The following is a 17595-nucleotide window of genomic DNA, read 5'->3' on the forward strand; positions in this document are numbered from 1 at the left end:
ATACATGTATTTTTTACCAAATAATCTTTTACAATTTACCATACTATTGTGCTTTTTAATGGCGATTGGCCAACCTGAAAGTAAAGCACAACAGATCAACCAAACAATCAACTCAAACTGGCTTTTTTTTAAGGGAGATACAGCAGGACGGGAAAAAGTAGAATGGGAAAGGATTTCCTTGCCACACAGCTTCAATACCCATGATGTAATGGATGATGAGCCCGGCTATTACCGTGGTAAAACCTGGTACAAAAAAACGGTTCATATTCCCGGTTCCTGGTCTCAGAAAGTGGTATATCTTCATTTTGAAGGCGCCAACCAGGTTGCTACTGTATTTCTTAACGGGAAAAAAGCCTCACAGCACACCGGTGGCTATAACGGCTTCAATGTATGCCTTAACGACCATTTGCAACTCGTACCTGGCGGCACTACCATTTCCCTCGCGGTTCAGGTTGACAACTCCTTCGATCCCAATATACCGACGCTCACTGCTGATTTTACCTTCTTTGGAGGAATTTACCGGGATGTCATGTTAAATGTATATGAAAAGGTACATTTTCGTGCTGATGACCGCGCGGCAAGGTCCTTATACCTATCCACACCCACTGTCAGTGCAGGCTCGGCCAAAGTGATGATCCGCGGGGAAGTAGCTAATGTCAATACCGGTGGCAGTGCAGTCACCGTAACCCATACCCTTCTGGATCGTAACGGCAGGCAAGTAGCAAGAAAGGAACAAGCATTGAAGTTGAAGGTTGGCAATACACCCATTAGCTGCGAATTTGCTTCGATTCCTGCCCCACACCTTTGGACGCCGGAAGATCCATACCTGTATCGCGTGGTATCTACCATCCGCAACAATAAAACAAAAGAAGTGCTTGATGAATTGACCCATCCGCTTGGTTTTCGCTGGTACCAGTTCACTGCCGATAAAGGGTTCTTTTTGAATAGTAAGCCCTATAAACTTTGGGGTGCAAGCCGGCACCAGGACAATATGCTGATGGGCAATGCGCTTTCGGATGCGCTGCATGTAAAAGACCTTCGCTTATTGAAAGAGATGGGCGCAAATTTCCTGAGGGTGGCCCATTATCCGCAGGATCCGGCAATCCTCGAAGCCTGCGACCGTCTTGGTGTGCTGGCAAGTGTTGAGGTACCAATTGTGAATACCATCACTGAATCGGAAGCATTCTATCACAACAGTAAAGAGATGCAGGTAGAAATGGTACGGCAGAATTTTAATCATCCTTCGGTAATCATGTGGACCTATATGAATGAAGTGTTATTAAAGGCTCCGTTCAAGGGGCTGCCTAAACGACAGGAGATCTATTATAAAAACGTGGTAAACCTTGCCCGTTCCATTGACAGCCTGCTGCACAAAGAGGATCCATACCGTTACACTATGCTTGTTTTCAGCAGTAATTATGACCTGTTTAAGCGTATAGGGCTCTTGCAGGTACCGCAGGTTGTGGGCTGGAACCTTTATAATGGCTGGTATACCGCTGGCATTGAAAAGTTTGGCGAACACATTGACCGGCATCATAAGGAGTTCCCGCAAACACCGATATTGATTACAGAATATGGCGCCGATGGCGACCCGCGCATCCGCAGTTTATCGCCGGAACGTTTCGATAAATCGCTGGAATACGAAACCTATTTTCACAAAGAATACATCAAAGCCATCTCATCGAGAGCTTACGTGAGCGGTGGAATCGCATGGAATTTGGCTGATTTTAATTCAGAAACACGTGAAGAAGCCATGCCACACATCAACAACAAAGGATTACTCGACATTGATCGCCAGCCGAAGGATGTTTATCATCTTTACCAGTCGTTCCTGCTTAAGAAACCATTTTTGAGTATCGGGTCCCGCAGTTGGACACTGAGAAGTGGTATTGCCGAGAGTGAGGAAAAACTGAGCTGCCGCCAGCAGGTAGAAATATATACCAATCAGCAGTCTGATGTGACACTGAATCTGAATGGCAGGACATTAGGCAGTGTAACACCGAAAGAGGGAGTCGCGGCTTTCGAGGTACCGTTTTCTGCTGGTGTAAATCACCTGGAGGCAGCTGTGCAGGCGTCTGGAAATACCATAAAAGATGTTGCGGACATTAATTTCCTCCTTTTGCCATCTGTATTGAAATCGGCAGCTCTTCCATTTTCCGAAATCAACGTGAGCCTGGGCGACAACCGTTACTTTATAGATGACAAATCTCATCAGGTATGGATTCCTGAAAAGGAGTATAAAGTCGGATCATGGGGCTATGTTGGGGGAGAGGTTTACCGCATCCCGAATAGTACAAGACATCCATACGGATCAGATAAGAATATCCTGGGAACCGATTACGATCCTATCTATGAAACTCAGCGTGCCGGGATAAAAGAATTCCGTTTTGACGTGCCCGATGGCCGCTACGATCTTACCCTGCATTTTGCCGAATTGATTTCAGATACGAAAAGAGAAGCTTTGGTCTATAACCTCGATAATAAAGAAGTCACAGCACAAAAGAGGGCAGAGCGGACTTTCGACGTACTGGTCAACAATGTTAAAATGATCGACCAACTTGGCAGTAATAATTATCTGATACCCGAAACGGCCTATAGCACCCGTCTTTTTGTAGATGTAAAAGATGGTAAAGGCATCAGGCTGCAATTCGTTCCCTTGAAGGGCGATGCAATTTTGAACGGCATACAACTTCGAAAAATATACTAATCAATATCAACCTATATGAAAGTAATAAAAATAGGCATCAGCCTGATTATACTTGTAAATGCGGCTGTTAACGCGAAAGTGATTCTTCCACCTGTTATCGATCACAATATGGTACTGCAGCAAAAAACAAACGCAGCACTTTGGGGGAAGGCAAGTCCCGCAGCAAAGGTAAAGATCACGACCAGCTGGAACGGAAAATCATACAGCGCCCAAACGGGAAGCGATAGCTTGTGGCGTGTTTCAGTAAGTACACCAGCAGCGGGCGGCCCTTTTGATATCACCTTCGATGACGGTGAAAAACTGATATTGAAGAACATACTGGTAGGGGAGGTTTGGGTCTGTTCAGGACAATCAAACATGTCTATGCCAGTCAAGGGGTTTAAGAATCAACCGGTAGCAGGTTCCGATGAGCTCCTACAACAGGCCGAAAATCCCAATATCCGTTTGATGCAGATTCAAAGACAATATTCCGTTAAGCCTGAGTTTGATGGCAAGGTCATCCCCTGGACGGCAGCAAATATGCAGAGCGTTTCTGAGTTCAGTGCAGTAGGGTATATTTATGCAAAGATATTACAGGAAAAACTTAAAGTTCCAATTGGAATTATAATGACGGCATGGGGAGGAACCAAAATTGAGGCCTGGATGAGTCCAGGTAGTATAAGTTCACTTTCATTTATAAAGCAACCTTTGATTAAGGAAAAAACTAAAATATCGCACAACAGTCCTTCTGTTTTATATCATGCGATGGTCAATCCAATTGCAGGTTATGCCATCAAAGGCATCATCTGGTATCAGGGTGAGGCAAATCGTTCAAATTATCAACAATATGATCAGTTAATGCAGGCAATGGTTAAGGGCTGGCGTAAAGCATGGAATATTGGTGAATGGCCATTTTATTATGTCCAGATCGCTCCTTTTAAATACGATGGCACCAATAATTCTGCTTTTTTAAGGGAAGCACAGCTTAAAGCATCGGCATTAATTCCTAATTCTGGGATGGTAGTGAGCCTGGACGTTGGAAAAGAAGCCTTTATTCATGCCCCGGATAAAGTAACTATAGGGAAGCGACTTTCCCTCTGGGCCTTAGCCAATAATTATGGGATGACTCAACTGGCCCATGCAAGCCCTGTATATAAATCAATTCACATCAGGGGAGATATCGTGGAAGTTGATTTTGATCATGCTATAAATGGCCTCAGTACATTTGGAAAGGATTTGACAGGATTTGAAGTTGCAGGCATGGACAAAGAGTTTTATCCAGCTACGGCAAAAATTACTTCAAAGGGAGTGAAGGTATTTAATGAAAAGGTAAAAAAACCTGTTGCTGTTAGATACGCTTTTAAAGACTGGGTAATTGGCAGCCTTTACAATACTGAAGGTCTGCCCGTATCATCCTTCAGAACTGACACCTGGTAAGTACGCAATAACAAATCAACGGCTCAGATAATGAACCTAAATTATTACCATCCACAACAATTATTTGTATGCTTGCTGCGCTGCAGATGATTTCTGTCTCTGATCTTTTTATATGATAAAACATTTGGATATGCCAAAAAAACTTCACACATTTGTTATGTACTACATAAGTACTAAAAACAGAACAACAGAATATTTCCATAACCAAATATTTCATTGCTGAGATTTATCGTATGAACCTAATAAAGAGAATTCTGACCATTAGTATATGGTGCTGGCTGCTGCCGCTTATGACCATTGCCCAGGTAAATCAGGCCCAGCAGAGAAAATATAAAATCCCTGTTCTTAAAGGAAAAGAGAACAATCCGGTAATACGTTTAAAGATTGAACTCAATGAAGCCGCTACATTACAGCAAATTGAGCTCCTCACCAAGGGAACAATTGCGCTTGCCGATATCCATAATATAAAACTGTTTGCGATAGGGCCTGATTCCAGCTTTCAGAAAGCAGAGCAGATGGGAAAGCAAATACTTTTTGCGGCAATAAAAGCTCCATTGAAGGAAAAAACCATTTTAAACGGTAATCTGCCTCTTCAAAAAGGGAACAATTATCTTTGGTTAACCGTTACTTTAGGTCCCAATGCAGATCCGGCTGGTTTTTTAAATATCAATGCCAGCAATGTAGTGCTAAATATGGGCAGCTTAAAAATAAAGCCGGATAACTACAGCAATCGCTTAGGCATTGCGGTTAGGCAGCACAACCAGGACCAGGTACATACTTACCGGATTCCAGGGCTTGCTACAGCCGTAGATGGCACTCTGCTTGGTATTTACGATGTTCGCCACGATAGCGGAAGAGATTTGCAGGGAAACATAGATATCGGTCTGTCCAGAAGCTTAGATAAAGGCAAAACATGGCTGCCCATGCAAATTGTAATGGACATGGGTACCTGGGGCAATCTCCCGGAAAAATTTAACGGGGTATCTGATGCCAATATCCTGGTTGATAAAAAAACAGGACACATTTTCATTGCAGGCTTATGGATGTATGGGGTGATCAATGAACAGGGGAAATGGATAGAGGGACTTACCGAACAAAGTAAAGACTGGAACCACCAATGGAAAACAAAAGGCTCACAGCCTGGTTTTGAGCCCAAACAAACTGCCCAGTTCCTGATCGTAAAAAGTACGGACAATGGCAAGACCTGGGGTAAACCGGTAAACCTGACCAAGATGTGTAAAGCCGAAGAATGGTGGCTTTGGGCACCTGCACCCGGACAGGGCATTACCATGAAAGACGGAACACTGGTATTTCCTACTCAGGGCAGAAATGCAAAGGGAAAAGCCTTTTCCAACATTACCTATAGCAAAGATGGCGGCAATACCTGGAAAACAAGCAAGGCTGCAACCCAGGAGTCCACTACAGAAAACATGGTTGTAGAACTTACAGATGGCACATTGATGTTAAACATGCGTTCCAATGCCAACAGTAAGGACACCAGCAGCACCAATGGAAGGGCCATTGCCGTAACCAAAAACCTGGGGCAGGATTGGGCAATACATGCTACATCGCACAATGCCTTACCAGAGCCAACTTGTATGGCCAGCATCATCAGGCAAGACTTTGTTCAAAACGGAAAAAAAAGATCAGTATTGCTGTTTTCTAACCCTGATTCCAAAACGGCCCGTAAAAACATGAGCATCAAAGTAAGCTATGACGAAGGTAAAACATGGTCTGCAAATAAAAAGATCCTGCTGGATGAAGAAAAGAGCAGAGGTTATTCCTGCTTAACCAGTATAGACAACAATACCATCGGAATTTTATATGAAAGCAGCCAGGCCGACATGGTATTTCAAACTATAAAACTAAATGAACTGCTTTAACCCCTTTCATCAATACAACTACTATAATAAAAATACAATCATATGAACAAAATAACTGGATTAATAGCAGCTACTTTTGCTGCCTATCGTGAAGATGGAACTATAAATTTAGAGATCATACCTTCCATAGTAGATAAAATGATCACTGACGGCTTATCAGGTGTATTCATCTGCGGCACCAATGGGGAAGGCCCCAATCTGACCATTGAAGAACGGATGGCCATTGCCGAGGCTTATGTCATCGCAGCCAATAAACGTATCCTGGTACTGGTACATGTTGGCCATAGCTCCATCGCAGAATGCCGGAAACTGGCGGCCCATGCAGAAAAAATAGGAGCCGATGCCATTTCTTCTGTTGCGGCTTTCTATTTTAAACCAACATCGGTAAAAAATCTGGTCAGCAGCATGGCACAAATTGCCTCAGCTGCACCAAATACACCTTTTTATTATTACAGCATCCCAACGCTTACCGGAGTAGGAATGGACATGATCTCTTTTCTGGAACTGGCTGAGCCTGCCATACCTAATCTGGCCGGCATTAAATATACTGCGTCTACATTACATGAATACCAGGCCTGCCTGAACTATAAGAACGGTAAATTTGACATCCTTTTTGGCTATGATGAAATGCTGCTTCCTGCCCTCGCTGTAGGTGCAAAAGGCGCCATTGGCAGCACGTATACTTTTGCAGCCCCCTTGTATTTAAGGGTGATGAAACTTTATGAGGACGGTTTAAATGAAGAAGCTGCAGCAGTGCATTTAAATGCAGTAAACATGGTACGCGAACTGGTAAAATTCCCGCCAATTCCTGCACAGCGTGCATTGATGAAAATAGAAGGTTTTGATTTAGGTAAATGCCGTTTACCGCTTGAACCACTATCAGATAAGGATGCAGATAGTTTTAAATCTGCACTTGAAAAGATCAATTTTTTTGATGTCGTGAAACAAGCGCTGCAACCCATCAGCTGATCCAGCATATTTTAAACCCTGCCATGAATAAACCCGTTTATTTATTTTTAATCTTCCTTATGTCTACTGTTATCAACAAAGGGATAGCGCAAATCGTCCGGTCTGAATCGGCCTGGTCTGCACTGCCCCCGATTCCTAATCCTATTGGTTTTGCAGGCTCCTTTGCCGGAGTTTCAAATGGCACCTTACTGGTAGCCGGCGGTGCAAATTTCCCCGATGGCGGTGCACCCTGGACAGGCTCCAAAAAAGTATGGCACGATCAGATATTTGCATTGGAAAAACCCGGCGGCAAGTGGAAACTCGCCGGAAAACTACCATATGCTTCAGGCTATGGGGTGTCCATTACCTGGAAAGATGCTTTCATCATCATCGGAGGCAGCAACCAGAAAGGTCATTCGGCGGATGTTTCCCTGTTAAAATACGAAAATGGCCGCATCAGTATCACGGCACTACCTGTTTTACCTGCAGCCATTGCCAATACCTCCGGCGTACTCATCGGCAATATCATTTATGTAGCCGGCGGCATGGAAAGCCCGGATGCACAAAATGCAGAAAAAAACTTTTGGATGCTCGATCTTGGCGCAGCACAGAAAGCATGGAAAGTTCTTGAGCCCTGGCCCGGACCATCCCGTATGTTTGCTGTAGCTGGTGCCTTAAATGGTAAATTTTACTTATTTGGTGGGGGAGAGCTGGTAAACGGGATAAGAAATTACCTGAAAGATGCCTATCAATATGATCCAGACAAGGGCTGGAAAAGAATTGCTGATCTTCCTGCTGCTGTAGTGGCAGCACCGAGCCCGGCTTATGCCGGCAAAAACAGTCTCCTGGTATTTGGAGGCGACGACGGTAAAGCCGCTGCTGATGCCGCCGTATTAAGAGAAAAACACCCTGGCTTCTCAAAACAGGTTTATCGTTACCAGCCACTCGACAATACCTGGTCTGTAGCAGATCAGATCCCGGCACCTGCACCGGTAACCACAACCTTAACCATCTGGAACGGTAAGGTAGTCATCCCCGGAGGTGAAGTAAGACCTGCGGTACGTACACCTAAAGTGCTACAATACAAAGCGATCAATTACTAATCAAACTAAAACCCGATCATGAAGAATTCCGGACAATCTGCTTCCCTTTACGCCTGGATTATTGTAGCCCTGTTATGGATAGTAGCCTTTTTGAATTACCTGGACCGCATCCTTATCACTTCCATGCGCGATCCTATTGTTGCCGATTTCAACCTGTCAGATGCACAGTTCGGTTTACTGACTTCGGTATTTCTCTGGTCTTATGGTCTGTTGAGCCCCTTTGGTGGTTTTTTTGCCGACAGGTACAGCAGAAAAAAAGTAATCGTATTCAGTGTAATGGTCTGGTCGGCAGTAACCCTGTGGACAGGCTATGCCACTTCATTTCAGGAAATGCTGGCTGCCCGTTTTTTAATGGGAGTGAGCGAAGCCTGTTACATCCCGGCTGCACTCGCTTTAATTACGGATTACCATAAAGGCCGGACACGTTCACTGGCAACAGGTTTACACATGAGTGGCTTATATGCCGGGCTTGCCCTGGGCGGTTTAGGCGGATATATCGCGGAATTATGGGGCTGGCGTTCGGGCTTTCATGTTTTTGGCGCAATCGGCATAGCCTATTCCCTGATACTCTTATATGTTTTAAAAGACCAGAAAGCTGGAGCTGAAGAAGAAGATACAACAAGTGCTCCTGCAACTAAAATCAGCCTTACAGGTGCCTTAAAAGTATTGTTCAGTGAAGCTTCATTTTTTATTCTGCTCATTTATTTCGCCGTTTTGGGCATCGTAAACTGGCTGGTATATGGCTGGCTGCCTACTTTTCTTAAAGATCACTTTCACCTTAACCTTGGCGAGGCCGGAATTTCTGCGACCGGCTATATTCAGATCGGTTCTTTTATCGGTGTCATTGTCGGGGGGATACTGGCTGACAGATGGACACGGAAAAATAACCGCGGCCGCCTGTACATCCTTATTATTGGTTTTACACTTGGTGCCCCGTTTTTATTCTTAATGGCTTCTACCAGTATTTTCAGTATCGCCATTATGGCCATGCTCATCTTTGGTCTGGCCAGGGGATTTAACGATGCCAACATGATGCCCATATTGAGACAGATCGCTGATGGACGTTATATTGCCACAGGTTATGGCTTTCTTAACTTTTTAAGCACCATTGTAGGTGGATTAATGGTCTATGCCGGTGGTGCCTTAAAGGATGCCCAGGTAGATCTAGCTATTGTTTATCAGGTTTCGGCTGTAGTGATGTTACTCGCTACCTGGTTGTTATTTGCCATAAAACTTAAAAATAACAACAGCTAAACTGGTAAGTAGTGGTAATTATTTGTTAACGTACCCGAAATATTTGGCAGCTTTCCTTATATTGTATTCGTTAAGCATTTAAACTAGAACCAACCAAAACACACACATGAAACCATTAAAATCTTTACTGTTATTAAGTACAGCCTTACTGATCACCTTCAATTCTTTTTCAAAAGTTACCTTACCCGCCATCATTTCGAGTGGAATGGTACTGCAGCAACAAAGCAATGTTGCACTTTGGGGCAAAGCAAAAGCAGGGGCAAAAGTTACCATTAGCACCTCCTGGAATCAAAAACGCTATAATGCCTCTGCTTCAACAGACGGAACATGGAAATTGTCTGTCCAGACCCCGAAAGCCGGGGGGCCTTATAAAATTACTTTTAATGACGGTGAAGAACTTATACTGGATGACATATTGATCGGAGAAGTCTGGCTATGCTCAGGACAGTCCAATATGGCAATGCAGGTAAAAGGATACAGCAACCAACCTATTTTAAACTCAAAAGACTTGCTGGCGGCTGCCGGGGAGCCCGGAGTAAGGCTTTTCAAAGTAGGCATCAATATGTCCAGAACTCCTTTAACGGACTTGAATGCTAAATGGGAACACACCAGTTCCGAAACGGTAGGGCAATTCAGCGCTGTAGGTTATCAGTTTGCACGCATGCTACAGCAAAAGCTAAAAGTTCCCGTTGGAATTATACAGTCTGCCAATGGCGGTACAATTATAGAAGCATGGATGAGCAAAGAGAGTTTTGCTGGTGTTACTGATCTTGCCATACCTGCTGATACAGTTAAAATGATTAAAAATGAGCCATTCGTATTGTTCAATGCCATGATCAATCCAATCGTTGGCTTTAACATCAAGGGAGCATTGTGGTACCAGGGAGAAAACAACTGGTTTACTGCAGGTACTTATGACAAGAAAATGGAAGCCATGGTAAAGGGCTGGCGCTCGGTATGGGGATGCGGTGATTTTTCATTTTATTATGTGCAACTGGCGCCAAATGCCTATCCGAATGGCAAGGATAAGCTGCCAATAATTTATGAAAAGCAGGCAAAAGCGATGCAACTGATCCCAAATTCAGGTATGGCCGTAAGTGTTGATGCCGGAAGCCAGACCACCATACATCCGCCAGATAAGACCATTATCGCTAAAAGGCTGCTCTACTGGGCGCTTGCTAAAACTTACGGCAATAAGCACATAGCCTATATGGGCCCGGTCTATAAATCCTTAAAAGTTGCCGATGGTAAAGTGGTCGTAAGCTTTGATAAAGCCCCAACTGGTTTAACTGCAAATGACAAACCATTGATTTCATTTGAAATTGCCGGTGATGACAAGGTATTTCATCCGGCAACAGCTGTGATTTCAGGCAAAACTGTAATCGTTCAAAGCAATGCGGTAAAAGGCCCTGTAGCAGTAAGGTATGCTTTCAAAGACAGGTCTGAAGGCAACTTGTACAATGTAGAAGGCTTGCCTGCAGCACCATTCAGAACAGACAGCTGGTAGCGGATTCATAAAAAAATAATACCTTGCACCAAAAACAGACGATACTACGTTAATGTTAACAAAAGCAAAGTATTCCTATCTATGATCAAAAACTTTAAGCTGCCTCTTTTTATGGCTGTAATCTTTATGAGTTCCTGTTCTTCTATGTATATGCCCAATGTGCCCAATACACCGATGCTTAGTCAAAAAGGTGAATTTAGTGGTGGGATACATGTATCTCCCAGGCTAAACACCAGCATCAACGGTGCCTATGCTGTTTCAGATCATATCGGTGTATTGTTCAGCGGTTCTTACATGAACAGAGAAAAGGAAAGTAAAGATTACAGACATAAACTGGTAGAAATAGGCGGGGGCTGGTTTGATACTTTTGGACCTGATAACAACAGGATTATTGAAATATATGTCGGTTATGGAGGCGGGCGTACAGACCGTACCTTCAGGAACTTCAATGACAACGATGAATTGATCAGTACAGATGTAGAAGAAGTTACTTATAACAAAACCTTTCTTCAGATCAATTACAGTTCTAAAAAGAACAACAACCTGCGCCTGTTTGGAAAAAATTATCCGCTCAATTATGGCACTGCCTTACGGATCAGCAGCTTAGACATGAAAACCTTCATGCGCAATGCCCAGGGGCAGCCCCGGGAAAGCAATACTTTTCTGGAACCTGTATTTTTTACCAGGATGCGCCTAAGTGAGATCGTCCAGCTGCAGTATACCACCAGCGGAACTTTTGGCCTCAACAACAGGAAATACATGAATGCCGGGAATTCTATATTTACACTGGGGGCGGTGATAAATTTAAACGGGAAAGCAAGCAAAGGATCAAAATAAGGGTCAAAATAAGGGTCAAAATAAGCCATTCTGTTCAGCGTCTGGCATCTGTTTCCCGGCTTTTTAACAAAGCCGGGAAACAGCGCCTAGGTCGCTTCACAGAAGGCATATTTTGTTGAATAGCGAGTGTGCTAGCCTGGTTGACGCTCCTTGGGATAACCCAGCATTTTCTTATGAGTTATGTTTTGAACTTTCCCTATGCACCATGCTTTACACAAAATATGCCTTCTGTGAAGAGACCTAGCGTTCTTTCGGCCCTTTTTCAGGGACGAATTAATGCAGGCTCTGAATAGAATGGCTTATTTTGATTTTGACTTTTAATTAGCGTGGAAAACAACCCCTCCCAATAACGGCCTTTCTTTTATATCTTTAGTCATCCCTTTAAAAGTGATAAAAACATCATGAAACTTCCCGTCAGCGACAGCTTCAAGAGGAATATTTTTCGCAGAAAGCAGACCTTTACCAATTGACGGGCCGTTCTCGTTGTTCAGCCGGATCTCCACTTCATAATCTATATCCTTTTGCATCGATTTTATCACTGCTGAAAACGAAGTTAGTTCCCTGAGGTCAATTTGATTCAATTTAATCCAGCCGGCATTCTTTGGGAAAAGCAATTCTACATCTCCGGAAAGGTCACGTCTGGAGAGTTGTGAAATATCTTTAATATCCTTTGCATCAATTACATTGCTCATCAGGTTAACCACACTTGTTGTACTTAAGGGGCGTACGCCAGCCATCCCCATATCCGTATAGGTAGCCTTTAATGTCATTACCGGTTTATTTAAGTTCACCTTGGCCCCAGGTACAATCTTCCCCTGCATGGGCAGAGAAGATACCTGGCTGGCCTTCGCACTTAAGGACAGGATCCACTCCGCGATCTGTCTTACTTCTGTTTCCTTCATCGTGCCATGTGCAGGCATAGGAACTTCTCCCCATACCCCGCTGCTGCCTTTAATCACTTTGCCCGTAATATAGGGTACCGATTTACTGTGCTGCTGATATTTAGTAGAGATTTTAGTGAACGAAGGGCCAATAGATGGCGCGGCAATTTTGTGACAGGTACTACAATCCGACTTCAGCATGACAGACTTACCCGTCAGTGTTTGCGCAGCCTGCTGGTGTCCCAACTGGGCGCCAGCCAAATCCAGCCCCTCCGTATACGTATTGGAAATGTATACCCCGTTTTTATTTACCGTAGCACCCTTATCTGAAACCAGCACTTTATACATCACTGGTTTTGACGGAAAATAAAAACTTCTGTTTCCCGAAAGCTCAATTTTAACCTCAGGCTGTTCGTTTCCGGCAAAAACTGTAAGCACATTGCTTTTAGACGAAGCACCGGAAGGATCAATTGCCGTCACGCTCAGCGGATATTCCCCGGCTTTGGTAAATGTATATTCCAGAACCGGTTTGTTTGTTCTTTTTTCTATGCCCTTGCCCAGGTGCCAGATATAGCTGAGCGGATCACCATCAGGATCAGCCGCTGCTATGCCAGCTATTAGCTGATAAGGCAGTAAGCCACTCGTTTTCTTTACCTCCAGATCTTTAATCACCGGCGGACGGTTACCTTTCAGATAGTCAATTCTTGCAATTCCCGCATCCGGATTTTTGGTAAACCAGCCTTTACCATATTCCAGAATATATAATTTTCCATCCGGGCCAAGTTCCATGTCAATAGGGGCGGCCAGGGGGATATTGCTTAGAAAGGGTTCCATACTCAGGTAATTTCCCTCCGGAGACATACTTACTGCCTTTACCCAGCCTCTTACCCAATCATAAATGATCAGCTTGCCGTTGTAATAAGCCGGATAAGGATTTACTCCAGGTTTGGTATGATAAACCGGCCCGGCCATCGCTGTTCTTCCACCTGCACCTACCTGGGGAAATTCTGCAGAAAGATTGTAGGCATACCAGATATAAGCTGGTTGTGGTTTTGGCAGCTGGCTTAGCCCCGTATTATTAGGTGAGTTGTTCAGCGGCGCCAAAGGATCAAAAGCTGCACCACTTCGCCCGTTTGTAAAATCATAGGCCCGGTAAGGATAATTGTTCCCGATAAACAAAGGCCAGCCAAAATTCCCTGCCTTCCTGGCCTGGTTAATTTCATCATATCCCCTAGGTCCGCGGAGTTCATTATCAGCAGAGGCATCCGGACCAACCTCACCCCAGTATAAAAAGCCCGTTTTCTGGTCTACCGAGATCCTATATGGGTTTCTATTGCCCATCACATAGATCTCCGGTTTACTTTTAGTGTCATTTTTAGGGAATAAATTACCGTCAGGAATGGTATAGGTGCCATCAGCAAGTACTTTAATTCTCAATATCTTGCCCCTCAGGTCATTGGTATTTCCTGCCGACCTTCGCGCATCATACTGATGTAATCCCGGACGATTATCCAGCGGGGCATAGCCCTTGTTTACATATTGTTGTTTGGGCACGTCAAAGGGAGTGGAGTTGTCACCTGTAGAAACATACAACAGGCCATCTGGTCCAAAAGCAATTGAACCACCTGTATGACAGCAGATCTCTCTTTGGGAGTAAAATTCCAGGACTTTCTTTTCAGATGCCGGGTTGATCCGGTCATTAACCAGCTTAAAGCGCGACAAGCGGTTTACCGCGGCTTTAGCCGGGCTGTAAAAAACATAAATATACTGGTTGGTCGCAAAGTTTGGATCCGGGGCAATCCCCAGCAATCCTTCTTCAGCATTTACATTCGGCACGCTGGTCTTAAAATAAACATCAAGTTTCAACACTTCCTTCAAAATTTTGCGCTGCTGCTTATAGAGCATAATTTCCCCTCTGCGCTGGGCTACAAGAATATCCAGGTTCGGTAAAACAGCCATTTCTGTAGGCTCCGTAAACTTCCCTTTTACCAGATCAACCTTCACAAACCTGCGCTGATCCGGTGTATCTATATTCAATTGATGTTGTGCAATGCCGGGGTTTTCCAGGTTTTTTTTTGTCGAATCAACAGGCCCGAACAGGAACACCAACAAGCATGTAATACCCGAAAGCGTTAATGTAAATAATGTCTTCATTAATTAATATTTGTGTGTATTGGTTTTACTAAGATATCACTTAATCGCTTAGCCACAAGTAACAAATTAAAGCCTTATCTTTGCCCTGATATTTATCCCCTTCATGCAACAACCTTCCCATTCCATTTATACCCTTCAGTTCGGTCTTGTTTGTTTAAGTTCTTTTCTTTTTTCTGCCAGCTTTAATATGCTGATTCCTGAGCTTCCTGCTTACTTAACTGCAATGGGGGGAGCGGAATACAAAGGCCTGATCATCGCATTATTTACACTTACTGCCGGGATCTCCAGACCATTCAGCGGTAAACTCACCGATACCATTGGCAGGGTGCCCGTAATGGCTGTAGGTTCACTGGTCTGTTTTTTATGTGGTTTTCTATATCCTTTACTCACTACAGTAGCCGGTTTTCTATTCCTCAGGTTAATTCATGGTTTTTCTACAGGCTTTAAGCCCACTGCAACCGCGGCCTACGTTGCCGATCTTGTCCCGGCAGGAAAATGGGGAGAGGCCATGGGGGTCCATGGTGTTTGTTTCAGCACCGGTCTGGCCATAGGTCCGGCAATTGGCAGTACCATAACCGACCATTACAGCATCAACATCCTCTTTTATTGTTCCTCCTTATTTGCATTGCTTTCCATCGTTATCCTCGCCAATATGAAAGAAACCCTGCCCGACAAACAAAAATTCCGGGCAGCACATTTGAAGATTGATAAAAAAGACATCATTGAATGGCGCGTAATTCCTGCCGTTGTGATCATTTTCATGAGTTATATCAGCTATGGAGCCATTCTGACTGTGATCTCCGACTGGAGTGCACACCTGGGCACCAGCAACAAGGGGCTGTTTTTTATGGTCTTCACCCTTACTTCCTTATTGATCCGCTTTGTAGCCGGTAAAGCATCAGACAGGTATGGGCGCACATTGATCCTCAAAATATCACTTACACTGCTGGCCGCGTCCTTGCTGCTCATTGCCCTTGCCCATACTTCTTTCACCTTAATGATGGCTTCAGCGCTATACGGCATCGCAACTGGTATGCTCTCTCCAACGGCTACAGCCTGGACTGTAGACCTGAGCGACCCCACACAAAGGGGCAAAGCAATGGCCACCATGTACATTGCACTGGAAGCCGGCATTGGCTTAGGCGCATTACTTGCCGGCTGGCTGTTTATAGACAATATCCACATGATCCCAGTAACTTTTTATTACTGTACAGGAATTACTTTAACCGCGCTCATTTACCTTCAGTTTTTTTACAAGGCAAAACAGTATACCCAGTATCAATAGGGAAGTTAGTGTAAAAAATACAATATTATTTTTCCACAAAACACGGCATAAAAACAGTGTTCATTGGCCATAAAACGCCATATTTTGGTTTCATTAAAAAAAGAGTAACAAAATCATTTTTCAAAAATTTGCCTGACAATAGATGATTTTACTACATTTATTTAATAAACCATACACACAAATATGAACCTAAACGTTTTAAAGTTCAGAACAACCGCTTTTTTATGGTTGTTTGGAACAGCTTTAGCCTTTGGCCAGGAACTTACCGATCTGCCAGAAGTTAACCTGAATGAATTATCCTCATTCAGTTCTCCCCCTAAAACATGGACAACCGCCAGTCAGGTTATCGCTAACCTGAAAGCAGACCATAGCTTAAAGACCAGCACCGGAACCGGTATCCTGGTTGCCAACCCTGAAAAGAAAAGTCAGCATGCTGACCTGTTTACCAAAGCTGTGCATGGCGATATGATCCTTGAACTGGATTACCTGATGGCCAAAGGCTCCAATTCAGGCATTTATCTGCAGGGAAATTACGAAATCCAGCTCAAAGACTCCTGGGGCGTAACCAATCCTACATCAGCAGATAACGGAGGCATTTACGAACGATGGGATGAGACCAAACCCGATGGACAGAAAGGTTACGGAGGTTATGCACCCCGCCAAAATGCCAGTATGGCCCCGGGCCTGTGGCAACACCTTAAGATTGCTTTTCAGGCCCCCCGGTTCAGTACATCAGGTACAAAAACAGCAAATGCAAGGATACTTAGCGTGGTGTTAAATGGGGTAGTTATACATGACAATGTAGAATTGTTCGGCCCCACAAGAGGAGCTGTGGGCCAGGAAAAAGCATTAGGCAGCCTGCGCTTCCAGGGCGATCATGGCCCTGTAGCTTTTAAAAACATCAGGATATCCAGGCTCCCTGCCGAACTGCTCAGCGACGGGCAAAAAGAAAAAGCAGGGGCCGACCCCATCTATATCGATGCAGCAACCAATACCATGATCCGCAGTTTTGTGGATGTACAACCTGGTCTCAGGGTAGTACATGCCATTTCCGTTGGCAGCCCAAAACAGGTTCATTACAGCTATGACCTGGACAATGGCCTGCTGCTTCATGGCTGGCATGGTGATTTTATAGATGCCACCCCAATGTGGGATGGCAGGGGGAACGGAACATCCAGGCCGCGTGGCGCTGTAACATCATTTACCAGTAAACTGATCCCTGCGGTGGCGCAATTAAACAACTCAGGGGCGGCATGGCCGGTGGATAGCACCGGAACAGGCTTTCGGACAAAGGGTTATGTAATGGACAATGAAGATCGTCCGGAGTTTAAATACAATATTTATGGTTCACAGGTAACAGATGCCATTAAAGCAAAGGAGGATGGTAAAGGCTTGGTCAGAACCATTAGCATAGATAAAGCGCTTCCCAATTTATATGTCTTATTGGCCAATGCCAGCAGCATACAGGAATTAAGCCCTGGTCTTTACCTGGTAAACGGTCAGGCTTTTTATCTGGAGCTTGATGAAAGCACAGCTAAACCACTCATCCGGGATGTTGAAGGCAGAAAAGAGCTGATCATTCTCCTGGGCAGCAAATTAAAATATCAACTCTCATTCTAA

General features: G+C 44.3%; 11 protein-coding genes. 10 read left to right on the forward strand and 1 reads right to left on the reverse strand.

Features of this window, described 5'->3' with window-relative positions; translation table 11 throughout:
• Positions 1-4: 4 nt before the first annotated feature.
• The 8 genes from R2Q85_RS11055 (at position 5) to R2Q85_RS11090 (ending at position 11655) form a co-directional block, all read left to right on the forward strand.
• A complete protein-coding gene (locus tag R2Q85_RS11055; RefSeq protein ID WP_316811844.1) occupies positions 5-2707 on the forward strand; it encodes a glycoside hydrolase family 2 TIM barrel-domain containing protein in 2703 nt (900 codons plus the stop codon).
• A 15-nt stretch (positions 2708-2722) separates the two neighbouring features.
• A complete protein-coding gene (locus tag R2Q85_RS11060; RefSeq protein WP_316811845.1) occupies positions 2723-4123 on the forward strand; it encodes a sialate O-acetylesterase in 1401 nt (466 codons plus the stop codon).
• Between the two features lie 233 nt (positions 4124-4356).
• A complete protein-coding gene (locus tag R2Q85_RS11065) occupies positions 4357-6006 on the forward strand; it encodes a sialidase family protein (RefSeq protein WP_316811846.1) in 1650 nt (549 codons plus the stop codon).
• A 42-nt stretch (positions 6007-6048) separates the two neighbouring features.
• Positions 6049-6975 carry a dihydrodipicolinate synthase family protein gene (locus R2Q85_RS11070; protein ID WP_316811847.1) on the forward strand — a complete coding sequence of 309 codons (927 nt, stop codon included), beginning with the start codon at positions 6049-6051 and terminating at the stop codon, positions 6973-6975.
• Positions 6976-7034: 59 nt separating this feature from the next.
• Positions 7035-8057, forward strand: coding sequence for a galactose oxidase (locus R2Q85_RS11075; RefSeq protein ID WP_316811848.1), 1023 nt, complete (start codon positions 7035-7037; stop codon positions 8055-8057).
• A gap of 18 nt (positions 8058-8075) precedes the next feature.
• Positions 8076-9311 carry an MFS transporter gene (locus R2Q85_RS11080; protein WP_316811849.1) on the forward strand — a complete coding sequence of 412 codons (1236 nt, stop codon included), beginning with the start codon at positions 8076-8078 and terminating at the stop codon, positions 9309-9311.
• A 106-nt stretch (positions 9312-9417) separates the two neighbouring features.
• On the forward strand, positions 9418-10818 hold the full coding sequence (locus tag R2Q85_RS11085; protein ID WP_316811850.1) for a sialate O-acetylesterase: 1401 nt from the start codon (positions 9418-9420) through the stop codon (positions 10816-10818).
• A 111-nt stretch (positions 10819-10929) separates the two neighbouring features.
• Positions 10930-11655: a hypothetical protein gene (locus R2Q85_RS11090; protein ID WP_316811851.1), complete on the forward strand. Its 726-nt coding sequence runs from the start codon at positions 10930-10932 to the stop codon at positions 11653-11655.
• A 317-nt stretch (positions 11656-11972) separates the two neighbouring features.
• Here the strand turns inward: R2Q85_RS11090 and R2Q85_RS11095 are convergent, their stop codons facing one another.
• On the reverse strand, positions 11973-14690 hold the full coding sequence (locus R2Q85_RS11095) for a PQQ-dependent sugar dehydrogenase (RefSeq protein WP_316811852.1): 2718 nt from the start codon (positions 14688-14690) through the stop codon (positions 11973-11975).
• Between the two features lie 103 nt (positions 14691-14793).
• On the opposite strand from R2Q85_RS11095, the gene R2Q85_RS11100 reads away from it, so the two are divergent.
• Both R2Q85_RS11100 and R2Q85_RS11105 read left to right on the forward strand, forming a co-directional pair.
• Complete coding sequence (locus R2Q85_RS11100; protein WP_316811853.1) at positions 14794-15975, forward strand: MFS transporter; 1182 nt, start codon at positions 14794-14796, stop codon at positions 15973-15975.
• A 183-nt stretch (positions 15976-16158) separates the two neighbouring features.
• Complete coding sequence (locus R2Q85_RS11105; protein WP_316811854.1) at positions 16159-17595, forward strand: DUF1080 domain-containing protein; 1437 nt, start codon at positions 16159-16161, stop codon at positions 17593-17595.

It is taken from the genome of Pedobacter heparinus, assembly GCF_032678725.1.
GTDB lineage: Bacteria > Bacteroidota > Bacteroidia > Sphingobacteriales > Sphingobacteriaceae > Pedobacter > Pedobacter heparinus_A.